The sequence below is a fragment of the Lentzea sp. NPDC054927 genome (assembly GCF_053610285.1).
Window position 1 is genome coordinate 23615 of the sequence record NZ_JBSGXZ010000014.1, and the last position, 16858, is coordinate 40472.

Consider the following 16858-nt stretch of genomic DNA (forward strand, 5'->3'; position numbering starts at 1 on the left):
TTCACAGCCCCTAGAACTCGACCGGCGCGGCAACCGTCTCGTCGGCGTCGAGGGTGGCGCCGATGCCGAGCTTGTCCTTGATGCGCTTCTCGACCTCGTTCGCGATGTCCGGGTTGTCCAGCAGGAACTTGCGGGCGTTCTCCTTGCCCTGGCCCAGCTGGTCGCCCTCGTAGGTGTACCAGGCGCCGGACTTGCGCAGGATGCCCTGGTCGACACCCATGTCGATGAGCGAGCCCTCGCGGCTGATGCCCTTGCCGTAGAGGATGTCGAACTCGGCCTGCTTGAACGGCGGCGCGACCTTGTTCTTCACGACCTTGACCCTGGTGCGGTTGCCGACGGGCTCGCCGCCGTCCTTCAGGGTCTCGATGCGGCGCACGTCCAGACGCACGGAAGCGTAGAACTTCAGCGCCTTACCACCGGTCGTGGTCTCCGGGGAGCCGAACATCACGCCGATCTTCTCGCGCAGCTGGTTGATGAAGATCGCGGTCGTGTTGGAGTTGCTGAGCGCACCCGTGATCTTGCGCAGCGCCTGGCTCATCAGGCGGGCCTGCAGACCGACGTGGTTGTCGCCCATCTCGCCCTCGATCTCGGCGCGCGGCACGAGGGCTGCGACCGAGTCGATGACCAGGATGTCGAGCGCGCCGGAGCGGACCAGCATGTCCGCGATCTCGAGCGCCTGCTCACCGGTGTCAGGCTGGGAGACCAGCAGCGCGTCGGTGTCGACGCCCAGCTTCTTCGCGTACTCGGGGTCGAGCGCGTGCTCCGCGTCGATGAACGCCGCGATGCCTCCGGCCTTCTGCGCGTTCGCCACGGCGTGCAGCGCCACGGTCGTCTTACCCGACGACTCCGGACCGTAGATCTCGACGACCCGGCCACGGGGCAGGCCACCGATGCCGAGCGCCACGTCCAGGGCGATCGCGCCGGTCGGGATCACGGCGATCGGGGCGCGGCCCTCTTCACCGAGGCGCATCACGGAGCCCTTGCCGAACTGCTTGTCGATCTGCGCCAGGGCCAGCTCGAGCGCCTTGTCCCGATCGGGTGCTGCGGGTGCCATGTTGGGTCCACCTTTTGTCGTCTGCCGTTGCTTCGTCATGTTGGACCTGACGCTACTGGCGGGGTCTGACAATTTTGCGAAGCCGGGGGTCGGGGCCACTGTAGCCGAACACGTGTTCGAGCACACGTGACACTCCGAACCGCCGGATCAACGCCGATTTTCGGGAATCTCGAACGCGTCGCAGACCGCGATCCAGACCTCCTTGGCGCCGAGCCCCGCTTCCAGCGCCTCGTCGGCGGTGCGCCCTCCCAGTGACGACAGCACGTGGTCGTGGGCGATCATCTCGGCCCTGACCTGGCCGAACTCCCCGGCCATGAGTTTGCGGAACATGGTGATGCGCACCCGCAGACCCTAACGAACGGGCCTGCGCAGTGATGCGAAGAGGCACACGATCAGCAGCGGCAGCGCCGTGAACCCGACGATCAGCCCGAGCGACGCGTACGACCAGGCCGTCACGACGATCCCGGACACCGCGCCACCAACGGCCCCGCCGACGTTCATCACCAGATCGGACAGTCCCTGCGCGGCGGGCCGGTCCTCCACCCGCACGGACTCGGTCAGCAGCGCGGATCCCGACACGAGTCCCGCCGACCAGCCGAACCCGAGCAGCGCCAGCCCGGCGGCGAGCTGCGGAGCGTCGTGCGACGGCGCCATCCCCGCGACCCCGGACGCCGCCACCACGAGCGACGCGCCGATCGCGAGCACCGGCACGCGGCCCAGCCGGTCCGCCATCCACCCGAACAACGGGCTGGCGGCGTACATCGCGGCGACGTGCACGCTGATCACCACGCCGACCACGCGCAACGACGACCCCGAGTGGTTCATGTGCACCGGCGTCATCGACATCAGCCCGACCATCGCGGTGTGACACAACATCACCCCAACGAGTGCAAGTCGTGCCATGGATCCGAGTGATCCCCAGATCTTGAGAGCACCGGGAGTGGCGGTGGAGCCGCCGGCGCAGTGCGCGGGTTCAACCGGTCGAGTGCTTCTCACGACGACCAGCGGGTCCGGTCGCAGCCCGAACTGGATGACCAGCACGGCGACCACGAGCACCACGGCCGCCAGCAGGAACGGCCCCACTCCGACCGGCATGCCCAGCCAGGCCGCCAGTCGTCCAGCGGGATCGGCGAGGTTGGGGCCGATGATCGCGCCGATCATGGCCGCCCACACCACGCGGGACAGCTCCCGCGCACGACGTTGGGGATCCGCCAGATCCGTCGCGGCATAACGAGCCGCGTAGTTCGCGCTGGACGCCCCGCCGAACAGGAGGAGACCTACCAGCAGCACCTGCCACAGGCCGAAGCCCACGGCGACGGCGGCGATCACCGCACCGAGCGCGCCCATGCCGTAGCCGAGGATGAGAGCGGGACGACGCCCACGCCGTTGCGCGAGACGTGCACCGGGCAACGCGAGCACCGCGGCACCTGCGACGGCGGCGGTCTGCGCGAGCCCTCCGACGGCATCGGATCCGGACAGCGACGCGGCGATCAGCGTGCTGATCGCGAGGCCGATCGTCACGGCCGCCGACCCCAGGATCTGGGTGCCGGTCAGCACGCGGACGACCTTGCGCTGCACGCGTTCGACCTGCGGCGCGACGGTCACCATGATCGCGATGGTGGCATGCCGGGGCGGCGTGCCGACAGGTCCATCAGGGGCGGTTACTCCCCCGGTTGCACGGACTTCTCGAAGAAATCGGCCATTTCGTCCGGCTTGAGCTCGTCCGCGTTCTCCTCGGCGTTCTTCGTGAGAATGCCGAACATGGGACGCCCCTTGGCGGTGAACACGAGCACGCCGGTGCCGCTGGAGGTGGCCGCGCGGTAGTCGCCCTCCAGGCCGTTGCCGGTCCAGTCGGCCTCGACGCGGTCGGTCTGGAACGACTTCGAGATGGCGGCGGCGTTGTTCTCGGCGCCGGTGACGCTGTCGGTGAGGATGTACTGGACCGAGTAGCCGTCGCGGACGGTGCAGCTGACGACCGTGCCCTTGATCTCCTCCATGCCGGTGATCTGCGCGGAGTCGGCCTTCTCGCAGCCGCCGCCGTCCGGCACGTGGCCCGCGAGCTGACGCAGGCACTTGGTGAAGCCCTGGCCGTCCTGGGAGGTGTCGTCCTTGCACTCGTCCGCGCTGGGCAGGTCCGGGCCGGACAACGCGAACGCCGCGCCGATGACGCCCGCCAGCACCAGGACCGCGGCGCCGACGGCGAAGAGGACCTTCTTGTTGTCCTTCTTCGGCGCCTGCTGCTGCGGGAAGTTCATCGGGTAGCTGCCGCTGACGTTCGGGTTCACCTGGTAGGGCCCGGTCACCGGGTAGCTGCCGCTGGCGGAGTACGGCCCGCTCACGTTCGGGTTCGGGTACGACCCGCTGATCACCGGGTTCGGGCCGCTGACGTTCGGGTTCACCGGGTGCGGGCCGCTCACGGCGGGGCTGACCGGCGCGGTCACGACCGTGGGCGGTTCGACGAACTTCGGCTTGTCGTCCTCGGGCTTGAGCGTGATCATCGCCCGGTCCACGACCTGCGCGCCGGACGCGACGATCGTCTCCGGGTGGTCCGGGTTGGTCGGGACGATGCCGACCTTCTCCGCGATGAGCTGCGCGACCAGCGGCATCCGGCAGGAGCCGCCGACGAGGTAGACGTGCTCGGGCGTGACACCGGCCCTGCGGACCGTGGAGATGAGGAGCTCGGTGGTGCGGATCAGGCTCGGCCGGATCAACGCCTCCAGCTCGCCGCGCGTGACGACGACCTTCTCGAACGGCTCCGGCATCAGCACCTCGACCTGAGGCAGCTCGGAGAGGTCCTCCTTCGCGAGGCGCAGCTCCTCGCGCAGGCCGAGGCGGGCGCGGTGGTCGTCGACCGTGACCGGGCGCAGCAACCGCTGCCAGCCTGCCGGGTCCTTGTGCGAGACCGTGCGGCCGATGTGCTCGAGCAGCGCCTGGTCGATGTCGAGACCGCCGACGTCGCTGAGGCTGCCCTCGGCGAGGATGCGGTGCTCGGAGTCGAGCATCGAGACGTCGAACGTGTCGGCGCCGAAGTCGTAGACCGCGAGGGGACGGCCGCCGCCGAGCGAGGCCACCGCGATGGCCTCGGGGACGGGCACCAGCTCACCGGTCATGCCCGCGAGCCTGGCCGAGGACAGCAGCTTGTTGCGCCTGCTCGGGCCCCATTCGGCGGGGAGCGTCAGGCGGATCTCGTCCAGCGGCGTGTCACCGAGCAACGGCGCGACGGCTTCCATCACGCGCGCGTAGATCGCCGCGAGCGCGTCGTTGACCGGCAGGTTCCGCTCGCCGAGCTTGAGCGTCGCCTTGTCGATGTGGCGCTTCGGGTTCGCCTCGTAGCGCGACGGGTCCTGGCGCGAGCGCCGCTCCGCTTCTCTGCCGACGCGCAGGGTGCCGTCCTCGTCGAGGTAGACGGACGAGGGCATCGTGGGCCCACCGTCCACATCCACCACGCCGTGGTCGGACAGCACCGCAACCGTGTTGGCGGTGCCCAGGTCGACGGACAGGACGCGCACCGTGCTCCCCTCGAAGGACGTACTGCCGGTGATCGTGCCACAGCGGCCTTCGGCGGGTGCCCGGACCTGCGCAATCAGAAATTGTCAGACCCCGGCGTCATGATGGTCCCCATGGACGTGATGGAGGCATTCTCACCGGCGACCAGGCAGTGGTTCGCCGGGGCCTTCGCCGCGCCCACCCAGGCGCAGACAGGTGCGTGGGCGGCCGCGGCGGCGGGCGAGCACGCGCTGGTCATCGCCCCGACGGGGTCGGGCAAGACGCTGGCCGCGTTCCTGTGGGCGCTGGACCGGCTGGCTTCTGCTCCCCCCGCCGCGGAGCCGAAACGGCGCTGCCGGGTCCTTTACGTCTCGCCGTTGAAAGCGCTGGCGGTGGACGTCGAGCGAAATCTGCGCGCTCCGCTGACCGGTATCCGGCAGGCGTCTCAGCGGCTGGGGGTGGCGGAACCGTCGATCACGGTGGGCATGAGGACCGGCGACACGTCGCCGGAGGAACGGCGGGCGTTCGGGCGCACTCCGCCGGACGTGCTGGTGACGACACCGGAGTCGTTGTTCCTGCTGCTCACCTCGTCGGCGCGCGAGTCGTTGCGCGGCGTGGAGACCGTGATCATCGACGAGGTGCACGCGGTGGCCGGCACCAAACGCGGCGCGCACCTGGCGTTGTCGCTGGAGCGGCTGGACGCGCTGCTCGAACGGCCGGCGCAGCGGATCGGGCTGTCGGCGACCGTGCGGCCGGTCGAGGAGATCAGCACGTTCCTCTCCGGCGGCCGGCCGGTGAAGGTGGTGCAGCCGAAGACCCCGAAGACCATCCAGATCGAGGTGGAGGTGCCGGTCGAGGACATGTCGCTGCTCGGCCAGCCGACGGGTGAGGTGTCGGGATCGGCGGCTGGGGCCGAGCAGCGCACCTCCATCTGGCCGTCGGTCGAGGCACGCATTCTCGAACTGGTGCGGGCGCATCGGTCGACGATCGTGTTCTCGAACTCGCGGCGACTCGCGGAACGTTTGACAGCGCGCCTTAACGAACTCGCTGAAGAAGCCACTGAGCTGGAGTCGTTCCCCGCTGAGGCGATCGGCCAGTCGGGTCTGACCGTGCAGAAGACCGCTTCCGTGGCTCGCGCGCACCACGGGTCGATGTCGCGTGAACAGCGCACGGCCGTGGAAGAGGATCTGAAGTCCGGCCGGCTGCCGTGCGTGGTGGCGACGTCGTCGTTGGAGCTCGGCATCGACATGGGCGCGGTCGACCTGGTGGTGCAGGTGGAGGCGCCACCGTCGGTCGCCTCGGGCCTGCAGCGCGTCGGTCGCGCCGGGCACCAGGTGGGCGCGGTGTCGCGGGGCGTGATGTTCCCGAAGTTCCGCGGCGACCTGGTGTCGTGCGCGGTGGTGGCGGAACGGATGCGGGACGGCGCGATCGAGGCCGTGCGGTTCCCGCGCAACCCGCTGGACGTGCTGGCGCAGCACGTCGTCGCGATGGTGGCGATGGAGACGTGGACGGTCGAGGAGCTGACCGCGCTGGTGCGGCGGGCGGCCCCGTTCGCGGGCCTGCCGGACTCGGCGCTGCACGCGGTGCTGGACATGCTGTCGGGCCGGTACCCGTCCGAGGAGTTCGGTGAGCTGCGGCCGCGGATCACCTGGGACCGGGTGAACTCCGAGCTGCGTGGGCGTCCTGGCTCGCAACGGCTGGCGGTCACGTCCGGCGGCACGATCCCGGATCGCGGGCTGTACACGGTGATGACGCCGCCGTCGGAGAACGGTCCCGGCTCCAGGGTCGGTGAGCTGGACGAGGAGATGGTCTACGAGTCCCGCGTCGGCGACACGTTCCTGCTGGGCACGTCGTCGTGGCGGGTCGAGGACATCACCCACGACCGGGTGATCGTGGTGCCCGCGCCGGGTCAGCCCGCGCGGATGCCGTTCTGGAAGGGCGACGCGCCTGGCCGTCCTTTGGAACTCGGTCGTGCGATGGGGAAGTTCCTCCGCGAAGTGTCCACGATGGAGGATTCGGCCGCTCGCGAACGGGCGGCTTCCGCCGGGCTGGACCAGTGGGCGACGGACAACCTGCTCGCGTACCTGGGCGAGCAGCGGGAGGCGACGCGGCACGTCCCGAACGACCGAACCGTGCTGGTGGAACGGTTCCGCGACGAGCTGGGCGACTGGCGGCTCGTGGTGCACTCGCCGTTCGGCGCCCAGGTCAACGCGCCGTGGGCCCTGGCGATCGCCGCGCGCCTGCGTGAACGGCGTGGTGTCGAGGTGCAGGCGGCGCACTCCGACGACGGCATCGTGCTGCGGCTGCCCGACGCTCTCGACTACGAGGGCGTGGAAGTGACGGCGAGCGCCGAGGACGTGCTGCTCGATCCGGACGAGGTCGAGCAGATCGTGGTCGCGGAGGTGGGTGGCTCCGCGTTGTTCGCGGCCCGGTTCCGCGAGTGCGCGGCCCGGTCGCTGCTGCTCCCCCGCCGTGATCCGAAACGGCGCACTCCGTTGTGGCAGCAACGGCAACGCTCCGCCCAGCTGTTGTCGGTGGCCGCGAAGTACGAGCGGTTCCCGGTGGTCCTGGAGGCGATGCGCGAGTGCCTGCAGGACGTCTACGACGTACCGGGCCTGCGCGAGCTGATGTCGGACGTCCGCGCGCGCCGGGTCCGCGTGGTCGAGGTGGAGACCCAGTCGCCGTCGCCGTTCGCCCGCAGCCTGCTCTTCGGGTACGTGGGCATGTTCCTCTACGAGCTGGACGCTCCTCTGGCCGAACGCCGCGCGGCCGCGTTGTCCCTGGACTCGACGCTGCTGGCCGAGCTGCTCGGTTCCGAGGCGATCCGCGAGCTGCTCGACCCGGAGGTCGTGGCCGAGGTCGAACGCAGCCTGCAACGCCTGACCGAGGATCGCCGGCCGCGGCACGCCGAGGACGCCGCCGACCTGGTGCGGTTCCTCGGAGATCTCTCCGACGCGGAGGCGCTCGAACGCGGTGTGCCCCGCGAGTGGCTGGACGAGCTGGTGGCGCAGCGCCGGGTGATCCGCGTCCGGATCGCCGGTGAGGAACGCTCGATCTCGATCGAGGACGCGGGCAAGGTCCGTGACGCGCTCGGCGTCGCGCTCCCCGTCGGTGTCCCCGAGGCCTTCACCGAACCGGTGGCGGATCCGCTGGGCGAGCTGCTGAGCCGGTACGCCCGCACGCACGGCCCGTTCCCCGCCTCCGAACCCGCCGCCCGCTTCGGTCTGGGCATCGCCGTGGTGACGGGCGTCCTGGAGCGGATGGCGGCCACGGGCCGGTTGGTGCGCGGTGAGCTCCGTCCCGGCGGCACGCACACCGAGTACTGCGACGCGGACGTGCTGCGCCGGCTGCGGCGTGCCTCGCTGGCTCTGCTGCGTTCCGAGGTGGAGCCGGTCGAACCTGCCGCGCTGGGCCGGTTCCTGCCGCAATGGCACGGACTGGGGCGCCGGCTGCGCTCGGCACCCACGGTCGACGACGTGTTCTCGGTGGTGGAACAGCTTGCGGGAGCACCACTTCCCGCGAGCGCGCTGGAATCACTGCTGTTCCCCTCCCGCCTGCCGGGCTACTACCCGGCGCTGCTGGACGAGCTGACCGCGTCCGGCGAGGTGACCTGGACGGGCTGCGGTGCGCTGGCCGGTGGCGACGGCTGGATCGCGCTCGCACCGACCGACGTGGCCGACCTGCTGCTGCCCGATCTGGTGCCGGAGTCGATCCCGGAGTCACCGCTGCACACCGCCGTCCTGGAAGCGTTGTCCGGCGGCGCGCTGTTCTTCCGCCAGGTGGTCGACCGGGCCTCGGCGTCCGTGGAGTGCACGGACGCCGAAGTCGTCGGCACGCTGTGGGATCTGGTGTGGGCGGGCCTGATCACCAACGACACGCTGTCTCCGCTGCGCGCGCTGGTGTCCGGTGGTGGCGCGGCCCACAAGCCCCGCCGCACTGCTCCGCGGGGTCGCTATGCCCGGCTGCGCGCCGCTCGCCCGGACATGCCTTCGCGCACGGGCCCGCCGACGGCCGCGGGCCGCTGGTCGCTGGCCGTGCAACCGGCGGGAGATCCGACTCGTCGAGCGCATGCCCGCGCCGAGGCCTTCCTGGAACGGCACGGCGTGCTGACCCGCGGCGCACTGGACACCGAACGCGTGACCGGCGGGTTCAGCGGCGTCTACAAGGTGCTGCGGGCGATGGAGGAATCGGGTCAAGTCATCCGCGGCTACGTCGTCGAGGGCCTGGGCGCCGCCCAGTTCGCGGCACGAGGCGCGGTGGACCGCCTGCGCGCGTTGTCGCGCCCGCCAGGTCAGCCGGCACCGTCCGACCAGGCCGCGGTGGTGCTCGCCGCGGCCGACCCCGCCCAGCCCTACGGCGCCGCACTGGCCTGGCCGGACCCGCTGGGCGAGGGCAAACACCGGCCGGGCCGCAAAGCCGGCGCACTGGCCGTCCTGGTCGACGGCACCCCGGCCCTCTACGTCGAGCGAGGAGGCAAATCGCTGCTGTCGTTCACCGACGACGACCCGACCCTGCGCACCGCCGCGAACGCCCTGAGCCGAGCAGTCCGCGACGGCTGGCTGGGCCAGCTGGCAGTCCAGCGGGCCGACGGCGAGGTAGCCCTGACCTCGCACCTGGCAACGGTCCTGCAGGAAGCGGGCTTCCGCGCCACACCAAAGGGCCTGCGCCTCCGCGCCTGACCGCTACACCGACCCCGACCCCGCACCGGCGGCACCGGCCTCAGGCACTCGCCCGCTACTGCGGACCCGCGACGCCAGATCCGTGACGTCGGACCGCCAGGCCAGACCTGCCACAGCGGACCCCGCAACACCGGACCTGACGCACCGGGCTGGGCGCACCGGGCTGGGCGCACCGGGCTGGGCGCGCAAGACCTGTCACGCCAACCCATCCACGTCGCCTGTCACGCCAGCCCACTACGCCCGACCTACCGCGTCCCGGCCCACCACGCCGGGGCCCTACCGCGCATGCCTTGTCACGCCAGCCCGCCGCGCCCGACCACGCCCAGCCGGACGCGCCCGGCCTACCGCGCATGCCCTGTCGCGTCAGCCCTATCACGCCTGGCCCACCACGCCGGGCCTACCGCGCCGGCCCACCGCGTCCGGCCCACCGCGCCAGGCTTACCCCGCATGACCTGTCGCGCCAGCCTTATCACGCCCAGTCCGCCGCGCCGGGCCTGCCGTGTCCGTCCTGCCGCGCCGGGCCTGCCGTGTCCGTCCTGCCGCGCCGGGCCTGCCGCGTCCGTCCTGCCGCGCCGGGCCTGCCGCGTCCGTCCTGCCGCGCCGGGCCTGCCGCGTCCGTCCTGCCGCGCCGGGCCTGCCGCGTCCGTCCTGTCACGCGCAGCCCACACGCGGCCTACCGCGCCGGCCACTGCACACGACCTACCGCGCCTGTCCTTTCGCACCAGACCTGTCGCGTCCGGCCTACCCCGCACGACCTACCGCGCGCCCTGTCGCGCCTGCCTTGCCGCGTCTGTCCCGTCGCGTCCCGGCCGGCGCACCCAGGCCTGCCGGGCCAGCCCTGCTAGGCGAAGAGCGAGCTGTAGGCGTTGAGCGCCGGCTGGCCGCCGAGGTGGGCGTAGAGGACCGTGGAGTCGCGGTCGATTTCGCAGGAGGACACCAGGTGGATGAGGCCCGCGAGGGACTTTCCCTCGTAGACCGGGTCGGTGATCATGCCTTCGAGGCTCGCGCCCAGGCGCATGGCGTCCACGGTGGACTCGTCGGCGATGCCGTAGGTGCCCGCGTGGAAGCGGTCGTCGAGGAGGACGTCCTTTTCGGACACCTCGACCTCGCGGAGCTTGGCGGTGTTGTGTGCGATGCGGGTGATCTGGGCGAGGGTCTCGGCCGGCTTGGCGGAGGCGTCGATGCCCAGCACGCGGCGGTTCGGGTCGTTCGCGAAACCGGCGACCATGCCGGCCTGTGTGCTGCCGGTGACCGAGCAGACGATGACGGTGTCGAAGAAGACGCCGAGCTGGGCTTCCTGCTGGCGGACCTCGTCCGCCCAGTTCGCGAAGCCCATGCCGCCCAGCGGGTGGTCGGAGGCGCCGGCCGGGATCGGGTAGGGCTTGCCGCCGGAGGCGCGGACGTCCTCGATCGCCTGTTCCCAGGCGGGTTTGACGCCGATGCCGAACTCTGCGTCCACCAGGCGGACGTCGGCTCCCATCATGCGGCTGAGCAGGATGTTGCCCACCCGGTCGCTGCCCACGTCGGACCAGTCGACCCAGCTCTCCTGCACCAGCACGGCTTTCAGGCCCGCACGGGCCGCGGCGGCCGCTACCTGGCGGGTGTGGTTGGACTGGATGCCGCCGATCGACACGAGCGTGTCGCAGCCGGTGGCGAGCGCGTCGGCGACGAGGTACTCGAGCTTGCGGGTCTTGTTGCCGCCGTAGGCGAGGCCGGAGTTGCAGTCCTCGCGCTTCGCCCAGACCGCCGCGCCGCCGAGGTGGGTCGTCAGGCGGTCCAGGCGGTGGACCGGGGAGGGGCCGAAGAGGAGCGGGTATCTGTTCACAGTTCCTCCTGCAGGGTGCTCCAGTTCTTGTCGACCAGGGTGGAGGCCAGCGTGGCGTCACCCTGTTCGCAGGCCTCGATGATCTGCTGGTGCTGGGTCACGGAGTGGCGCGCGCTGGGCGACGAGAAGCGGCTGTGCTCTGCCCTGCGGACCAACGGCGTGTAGCGGTCGATGGTCGCGGCGATCGCGAAGTTGTCGCAGCAGCGGACGGCCACGGCGTGGAACTCGTCGTCGGCGGCCAGCGCGGCGACGGCGTCGTTGGCGTCGAGCGCCTTCTTGAAGGTCTTGTTCGCGGCGCGCATCGCGGCGATGTCGTCGGCCGTCAACGCCTTCCGATGGACGACCAGGGCCATGGCGAGGGCGTGCATCGACTGCACGACAACGAGAGCGTCGCGCACCGGCTCCGCTTCCAGTGCGGTGACACGGGTGTACGCGTGCGGCTTGGTCTCGACGAGACCCTCGTCGGTCAGCGTGGCGAGCGCCTCGCGCACCGGGGTGCGGGAGAGGCCGAGCTTCTCCGCCAGTTCGACGTCCTTGATGGCCGTGCCCGGTTCCAGGTCGCCGCGCACGATCGCCGATCGGATCTCGGCCGCCGCTCGCTCCTTCAGTGACCCATATCCAATATATTGCATATTGGTGAGCGTACGGCAAAACTCCCGGGCCGCAAGCAGCTCGGGAGTCGGGTTTCAGACGGTGCTGGCCAGATGAGGGCTGGTCAGATGAGTGCTGGTCAGATGAGTGCCGGTCAGGCGAGCGGAAGTACCCGGCCGAGCACCGCGAACGGACGCGGGTCGCCGGTGAACTGGTAGTGCCTCAGCACGTCGACGAAGCCGACGCGGCGGTAGAGCTTCCACGCCTTGCTCGGACCTTCCGGCGTCGACAGCAGCACGCGGGAGGACCGCACGCCCTCCATCAGCCGGCGCAGCAGGTCCTCGCCGAGGCCACGACCCTGTGCGCGCGGCAGCACGTGCAGTTCGGTCAGCTCGAAGTAGTCGGTGAGCCAGTCGTCGACGACGGCGGGCGGCGAGACGGCCATCAGCCCGCGCCGCACCTGCTCGTGCCACCACTGGCCGGCGGCGCCGCGGTAGCCGTAGCCGATGCCGACGAGTTCGTCCTGCTCCCCCAGCGCGACGACACAACGCCAGTCCTCGCGCATCATGTGCGCGAGCCACATCGGGGCGCGCTGCTCGACGGTGCCGGGCGGGTAGTTCATCGCGGTCACGTACAGCGCGAGCGCTTCGCCCAGCCGCACGTTCAACTCGGAAGCGGTCATCTCGACGATGCGCTCCAGGCGCGGCGACGCCGTCATACCGACACCACCGCCACGCGGCCGCCCGTCAGCGCCACCAGGTCCGTGAAGGTCGTGGGGTAGACGGCGTTCGGATGTCCCGCGGCCGCCCAGATCTCCTCGTAGCCGGACAACGCGCGGTCCACCACGGTCTCGATCGGCCCGGGATGCCCGACGGGTGAGACCCCGCCGATCACCTGGCCCGTGTGCTCGCGCACGAACTCCGGGTTGCCGCGCTTGACCGAGTCCGCACCCACCAGTTCGGCGATCATCGACGTGTCCGCGCGGTGCGCGCCCGAGGTCAGCACCAGCAGCGGGGCCGACACGCCGTCGCGCACCACGGCGAACAGCAGGCTGTTCGCGATCGCGCCGACCTGCACGCCCACCGCCTCCGCCGCGGCCGCCGCGGTCTTCACCGCGTCCGGCAGGACGACGATGCGGCCCGCGGTAGCGGCTGGCAGGGCGTCCGCGACCTTGCGGATTCCGGGGTGTTCGAGGGCACTCACATCACCATCAGACCACGACTCGCGCCCACGTGGTGGGCCGGGTTGAGGAATCCATCGGCCGGGAGCTACGCTGGGAGGGACTCGAACATGTGTTCGAGTCGAACCATGCCTCGGAGGTGGGGTGGGGGAAGCACCCCACCTCCGAGAGCCGCCGGCTTCCCCTCGGCGGTGACGTCGTTCACCGACGCCACGAGGAGGCCGAGATGACAGCTGAGATTTCGAGTCCGGCAGCCTTCCCCGTCCCGTTGCCACCCGCGTCCGCGTTCGCGCTGCTGCAGCAGGCTCGTGACTCGCTCGCCGAGTCCGAACGCACACCGGAACCGTCCGAGCGGTTCGCGACCGCCTACCTCGCCGCGTTGCGTGCTGCCGCCGCGGTGCTCGCGTTACGCGGAAGGCCCCATCGCGGGCGTTCGCGGCCGACCAGCGCGTGGGTGCTGCTCACCGCGCTCGCACCGGAAATGAGTGAGTGGGCCAGTTTCTTCGCGTCGTGGTCGTCCACGAGGGCAGCCGTGCTCGCGGGCATCACCCGGCACGTCAACGCGCGCACCGCCGACGACATGGTGCGCCAGGCCGATCTGTTCGTGACGCTCGTCGACCGCGTGATGAGTGAGGCGAGGAGGTGAACTCGCTCGACATCTTGCGCCGTGAGGCGGAACTGCTCGCCATGTCCGCGTTCGGCCAGCCACCGCACAAGGGCGTGCCCGCCTGTCCGGGACTCAACCTCGGGGAGACCGTGCGGCATGTCGGCAGCGGCTATCGCAGCGCGCTGGAGTGGATCAGGCTCGGCCGCGAACCCCAGGACGGGGAGTGGCAGGACTATCCCGAGCAGGGGGAAGACCCGCTGGAGTTCATGCGGTCGGGCGCGGAGGCCGTGCTCGAGGTGCTCGGCGCGCACGACGAGGACGAGCCGTGCGCGACGTGGTGGCCGGATCAGCAGAACTACGGGTTCTGGCGGCGGCGGCTCGCGCACGAGACCACGTTGCACCGCATGGACGTCCAGGGCGCGGCGGCCGTGGAGGTCAGCCCGGTCACCGACGAGGTCGCGCTCGACGGTGTCGACGAGGTGCTCGCGTTGTGGCTCGGGTACAAGCTGGACGTGCTCGGGGTGCGGGGGTCGCGGGACGGACTGGTGGCCATCGAGGTCGGGGAACACGTGTGGCTCACCCGTTGCGGCCCGCACGGCGCGTCGGCGTGGCGGGTGGTCGACCCGGAGGACGCCCACGTCGCCGACGCACAGGTGTCGGCGAGCCCGATGACGATGTACCGCTGGTTGTGGGGGCGCCTGCCCGACCGGATGGTTCAGGTGCAGGGCGACGACGACGCGATCGCACAGCTGTGGGCGCTACTGCGACTCGCGACCAAGTAGCACGGACGCCGTCTCCTCGCCCGTTGCCGACAACAGCCGGTAACGGGCGCGGCGGCCGTCGAAGTCCAGCAGTGCCACGGAGTTCCCGAAGTGCGGGCCGCTGGTCTTGCGCCAGTGCATCAGGTCTTCGGGCACACCGGCCAGCGTCGCGAGGCGGCGGAACACCCACGAGGCGGCGCGGGACCACGACAGCCGGAACGCCGGCCGGAACACCTTCGGGGCCTCGTTGTGGACGGGCGAGCACACGAGCTGCGCGACCAGAGCCTTGGTGGGCCTGGGGAACTCGGCCTCGGCGACGTAGCTGTGGTGGACGTCGCCGGACAGCACGCACACCGTCGCGGACCCGTTGTTCGCGGCCTTCTCGATCATGCGGGAGAGCCGGTCGAACGACTCGCGGAACGCCGGCCAGTGCTCCAGGTCGACCGCCTGCCGGATCTTCTCGGCGGCTTTGCCCTGCCAGCCCGGTTTGCGCGCGCCGATCTCGTTGAGGGACTGGAAGTGGCTGAGCGCGTGCGGCATCAGCCACGGCAGCGACGAGCCGATCAGCAGATGGTCGAAATCGCCTTCGGAGTTGCGTTCGATCCAGTCGAACTCCTCGTCGCTGATCATCTGCCGCTTGTCGTCGGCGAGGATGCGTCCGCAACGCGTGTCGACCATCAACAACCGGGCACGGCCGAAGTCGCGGCGAAAGCTCCACCACGTCGACTTGCGGCCGTCGAGCTCCTTGTCCGCCTCCTCGGCGAACTCCTCCAGCAACGGCAGGACGTCCGTGCCCTGGGCCTTCACCTTGGCGTACAAGGGATCCCTGGCGAGCTCGTCCGGGCCGAGGTTGCCGAGGTGCTGATACACCCAGTACGAGGCGAGGCCGCCGCGGATCCTGTCGCGCCACCACGATTTGCCGGCCATTTCCGCGCGCCACACCGCGGACGTGTTCCAGTCGTCGCGCACGTCGTGGTCGTCGAAGATCATCGACGTCGGGACGACCGACAGCAGCCAGCGGATCTCCGGGTCGCCCCAGGTCTCGTGGTAGAGGCGGGCGTACTCGGAGAAGTCCACGACCTCGCCGTCGGGCGCCTCCGAGTCACGCCGGCGGTCGCCCCGATGCTCACGCAGCCACTGCTTGGTGGCCTCGGTGGGTTCGTCGGCGTAGACCTGGTCTCCCAGCAGGATCATCGCCTGCGGCCACTCGTCCTCCGGCACGCTCATGAGCCGTTGCGCGAAGGCGTCGAGGGCGTCCGGGCCGACCGGCTGGTTCGGTGCGGCGCGGCAGGACCCGAAAGCGATCCTGCGCACCTCACCGGTGCGGATGACCGGCTTGGGGAACTCGCTGTCCGCTTCCGGCCAGACCTTTTCCCAGGCGCCGTCGCCGCCCAGCCGGACGTCGTATTCCGTGCGCTGGCCCAGGTTCTCGAGTCTGACGAGGGCGAAGTGCTGGCGTCCGGCCTGAAACGTGCGCGCGGTGTGCCCCGCGATCATGACGTCACACGACTCGTCCGTCTCGACCCACACGGTCGCGGACGTTTCGTTGACATGCCTGAGGAGCGGTCCGAGCACCAGCTTCGCCACGCGCGAGACAGTACCCTCGCACGCGTGGAAATCACGTTCGAGGCAGCCGATCCCCCAGCCCTGGCCGCGTTCTGGTCCGAGTTCGCCGGCGACGAGGTCGAGCTGACGTTCGTGTGGAGCGACGTCCCGAAGATCGAGAAGAACCGGGTCCACCTGGACCTGGCCTCCACCTCACCCGAACACCAGGCGGACATCGTCGCGCGGGCTCTGAAGCTCGGCGCCGAACACGCCGACATCGGCCAGGTCGACGTGCCGTGGATCGTGCTGAGGGATCCGCAGGGCAACGAGTTCTGCGTCCTGGAGCCCCGGCCCGAATACCCAGGGGTGATCGCGGCGGTGGTCGTCGACTCCCCGGATCCGCTGGCTTCGGCTCAGGCGACCGGGCATCCGGTGGTGCGCAGCGGTGACGGGTTCGCCTCGGTGCGGCCGGAGCCCGGCCCGTGGCTCGAGTTCGTGCGGAACGACGACCCGGAGCCGATCACGAACCGCGTCCGCGTGCGGTGGGCCGACCCCAGGTCGTAACGACCGCCGTCGATCCCGCGACAGGCCGTCCGTCGAACCGCCGCCGCAGGAGGACGTGTCACGTGAGCATCTGGGAGAAGCTGTCGGTTCAGGACAAAGTCTGCGAAGCGCTCGGATCTGTGACGATCGTCAACGAGTCGGGCCACCACTTCGGCCGTCCCTACATGACCGCGTACCAGCTCGCGATCAAGGTCGACCGGGCGCATCCGGAGATCGCCAAGGAGCTCAAGGCCGAGGTGGGAGGTACCGGCAAGGGGTACAGCCTCGCGTCCTACCTGGCCCAGCAACTGTCGCAGCGCATCAAGAGCGGCGGCGACGACTACGACGTCGAAGGCGCTTTTCTGTCCAACGACGACGTTCGCAAGCTGACCTACGCGGGATCGAACGGCGAACCGTTCGACAGCAGCCTCACCGGCACAGGTTTTGACATCTCGCTGTTCCGGCTTCGACACACCCACCAGCACTGACCGGCCATATCCGATATATCAGTTATGCAAAAGACGTTTGCGGGCGTCCGCAAACGTCTTTTGCATAAAGCGGGTTAGCGCAGGTCAGAGCACTGAAGG

The 16858-nt window shown here is 70.4% G+C and carries 15 protein-coding genes; 5 read left to right on the top strand and 10 right to left on the bottom strand.

From position 1 onward, the window contains the following. Nucleotides 1-10 precede the first annotated feature (10 nt). The 4 genes from recA to ACWGE0_RS20685 all read right to left on the bottom strand — a co-directional run bounded on the left by recA (nucleotide 11) and on the right by ACWGE0_RS20685 (nucleotide 4563). The gene (gene recA / locus ACWGE0_RS20670; RefSeq protein WP_452262511.1) at nucleotides 11-1054 is read right to left on the bottom strand and encodes a recombinase RecA; all 1044 of its coding nucleotides are present in this window, start codon (nucleotides 1052-1054) and stop codon (nucleotides 11-13) included. A 147-nt stretch (nucleotides 1055-1201) separates the two neighbouring features. Then, entirely contained in the window at nucleotides 1202-1396 is a 195-nt protein-coding gene (locus ACWGE0_RS20675) for a DUF3046 domain-containing protein (protein WP_319964566.1), read from the bottom strand. Nucleotides 1397-1405: 9 nt separating this feature from the next. Continuing rightward, the gene (locus ACWGE0_RS20680) at nucleotides 1406-2662 is read right to left on the bottom strand and encodes an MFS transporter (protein WP_452262512.1); all 1257 of its coding nucleotides are present in this window, start codon (nucleotides 2660-2662) and stop codon (nucleotides 1406-1408) included. 53 nt (nucleotides 2663-2715) lie between these two features. After that, complete coding sequence (locus tag ACWGE0_RS20685) at nucleotides 2716-4563, bottom strand: Hsp70 family protein (RefSeq protein WP_452262513.1); 1848 nt, start codon at nucleotides 4561-4563, stop codon at nucleotides 2716-2718. Nucleotides 4564-4674: 111 nt separating this feature from the next. Here ACWGE0_RS20685 and ACWGE0_RS20690 point away from each other — a divergent pair, with 111 nt between their 5' ends. Continuing rightward, entirely contained in the window at nucleotides 4675-9219 is a 4545-nt protein-coding gene (locus ACWGE0_RS20690; RefSeq protein WP_452262514.1) for an ATP-dependent helicase, read from the top strand. A gap of 469 nt (nucleotides 9220-9688) precedes the next feature. Here the strand turns inward: ACWGE0_RS20690 and ACWGE0_RS20695 are convergent, their stop codons facing one another. The 5 genes from ACWGE0_RS20695 to ACWGE0_RS20715 all read right to left on the bottom strand — a co-directional run bounded on the left by ACWGE0_RS20695 (nucleotide 9689) and on the right by ACWGE0_RS20715 (nucleotide 12838). Next, nucleotides 9689-9874 carry a hypothetical protein gene (locus ACWGE0_RS20695; RefSeq protein WP_452262515.1) on the bottom strand — a complete coding sequence of 62 codons (186 nt, stop codon included), beginning with the start codon at nucleotides 9872-9874 and terminating at the stop codon, nucleotides 9689-9691. Nucleotides 9875-10060: 186 nt separating this feature from the next. Next, nucleotides 10061-11044: a 1-aminocyclopropane-1-carboxylate deaminase gene (locus tag ACWGE0_RS20700; RefSeq protein ID WP_452262516.1), complete on the bottom strand. Its 984-nt coding sequence runs from the start codon at nucleotides 11042-11044 to the stop codon at nucleotides 10061-10063. Continuing rightward, the gene (locus tag ACWGE0_RS20705) at nucleotides 11041-11676 is read right to left on the bottom strand and encodes a GntR family transcriptional regulator (protein ID WP_452262517.1); all 636 of its coding nucleotides are present in this window, start codon (nucleotides 11674-11676) and stop codon (nucleotides 11041-11043) included. Before ACWGE0_RS20705 ends, ACWGE0_RS20700 begins: the two co-directional genes overlap by 4 nt. Before the next feature lie 113 nt (nucleotides 11677-11789). Continuing rightward, nucleotides 11790-12353 carry a GNAT family N-acetyltransferase gene (locus ACWGE0_RS20710; RefSeq protein WP_452262518.1) on the bottom strand — a complete coding sequence of 188 codons (564 nt, stop codon included), beginning with the start codon at nucleotides 12351-12353 and terminating at the stop codon, nucleotides 11790-11792. Beyond that, the gene (locus ACWGE0_RS20715) at nucleotides 12350-12838 is read right to left on the bottom strand and encodes a YbaK/EbsC family protein (RefSeq protein ID WP_452262519.1); all 489 of its coding nucleotides are present in this window, start codon (nucleotides 12836-12838) and stop codon (nucleotides 12350-12352) included. The genes ACWGE0_RS20710 and ACWGE0_RS20715 overlap by 4 nt, the downstream gene beginning before the upstream one ends. Before the next feature lie 203 nt (nucleotides 12839-13041). Between ACWGE0_RS20715 and ACWGE0_RS20720 the strand changes: the two genes are divergently transcribed. Then, the gene (locus ACWGE0_RS20720; RefSeq protein WP_452262520.1) at nucleotides 13042-13461 is read left to right on the top strand and encodes an SAV_6107 family HEPN domain-containing protein; all 420 of its coding nucleotides are present in this window, start codon (nucleotides 13042-13044) and stop codon (nucleotides 13459-13461) included. Further along, complete coding sequence (locus tag ACWGE0_RS20725) at nucleotides 13458-14204, top strand: maleylpyruvate isomerase N-terminal domain-containing protein (protein WP_452262521.1); 747 nt, start codon at nucleotides 13458-13460, stop codon at nucleotides 14202-14204. Before ACWGE0_RS20720 ends, ACWGE0_RS20725 begins: the two co-directional genes overlap by 4 nt. Here the strand turns inward: ACWGE0_RS20725 and ACWGE0_RS20730 are convergent. Next, the gene (locus ACWGE0_RS20730; protein ID WP_452262522.1) at nucleotides 14181-15770 is read right to left on the bottom strand and encodes an alkaline phosphatase D family protein; all 1590 of its coding nucleotides are present in this window, start codon (nucleotides 15768-15770) and stop codon (nucleotides 14181-14183) included. The genes ACWGE0_RS20725 and ACWGE0_RS20730 overlap by 24 nt on opposite strands. Before the next feature lie 24 nt (nucleotides 15771-15794). Between ACWGE0_RS20730 and ACWGE0_RS20735 the strand changes: the two genes are divergently transcribed. Both ACWGE0_RS20735 and ACWGE0_RS20740 read left to right on the top strand, forming a co-directional pair. Beyond that, a complete protein-coding gene (locus ACWGE0_RS20735; protein WP_452262523.1) occupies nucleotides 15795-16292 on the top strand; it encodes a VOC family protein in 498 nt (165 codons plus the stop codon). 62 nt (nucleotides 16293-16354) lie between these two features. Then, the gene (locus ACWGE0_RS20740; RefSeq protein WP_452262524.1) at nucleotides 16355-16759 is read left to right on the top strand and encodes a hypothetical protein; all 405 of its coding nucleotides are present in this window, start codon (nucleotides 16355-16357) and stop codon (nucleotides 16757-16759) included. Nucleotides 16760-16858 lie beyond the last annotated feature (99 nt).

What these genes read in the sequence shown, in the direction of transcription:
- ACWGE0_RS20680 (WP_452262512.1), bottom strand. Translation starts at nt 2,662, where the DNA reads ATGGTGACCGTCGCGCCGCAGGTCGAACGCGTGCAGCGCAAGGTCGTC.
- ACWGE0_RS20690 (WP_452262514.1), top strand. Translation starts at nt 4,675, where the DNA reads ATGGACGTGATGGAGGCATTCTCACCGGCGACCAGGCAGTGGTTCGCC.
- ACWGE0_RS20720 (WP_452262520.1), top strand. Translation starts at nt 13,042, where the DNA reads ATGACAGCTGAGATTTCGAGTCCGGCAGCCTTCCCCGTCCCGTTGCCA.
- recA (WP_452262511.1), bottom strand. Translation starts at nt 1,054, where the DNA reads ATGGCACCCGCAGCACCCGATCGGGACAAGGCGCTCGAGCTGGCCCTG.
- ACWGE0_RS20705 (WP_452262517.1), bottom strand. Translation starts at nt 11,676, where the DNA reads ATGCAATATATTGGATATGGGTCACTGAAGGAGCGAGCGGCGGCCGAG.
- ACWGE0_RS20710 (WP_452262518.1), bottom strand. Translation starts at nt 12,353, where the DNA reads ATGACGGCGTCGCCGCGCCTGGAGCGCATCGTCGAGATGACCGCTTCC.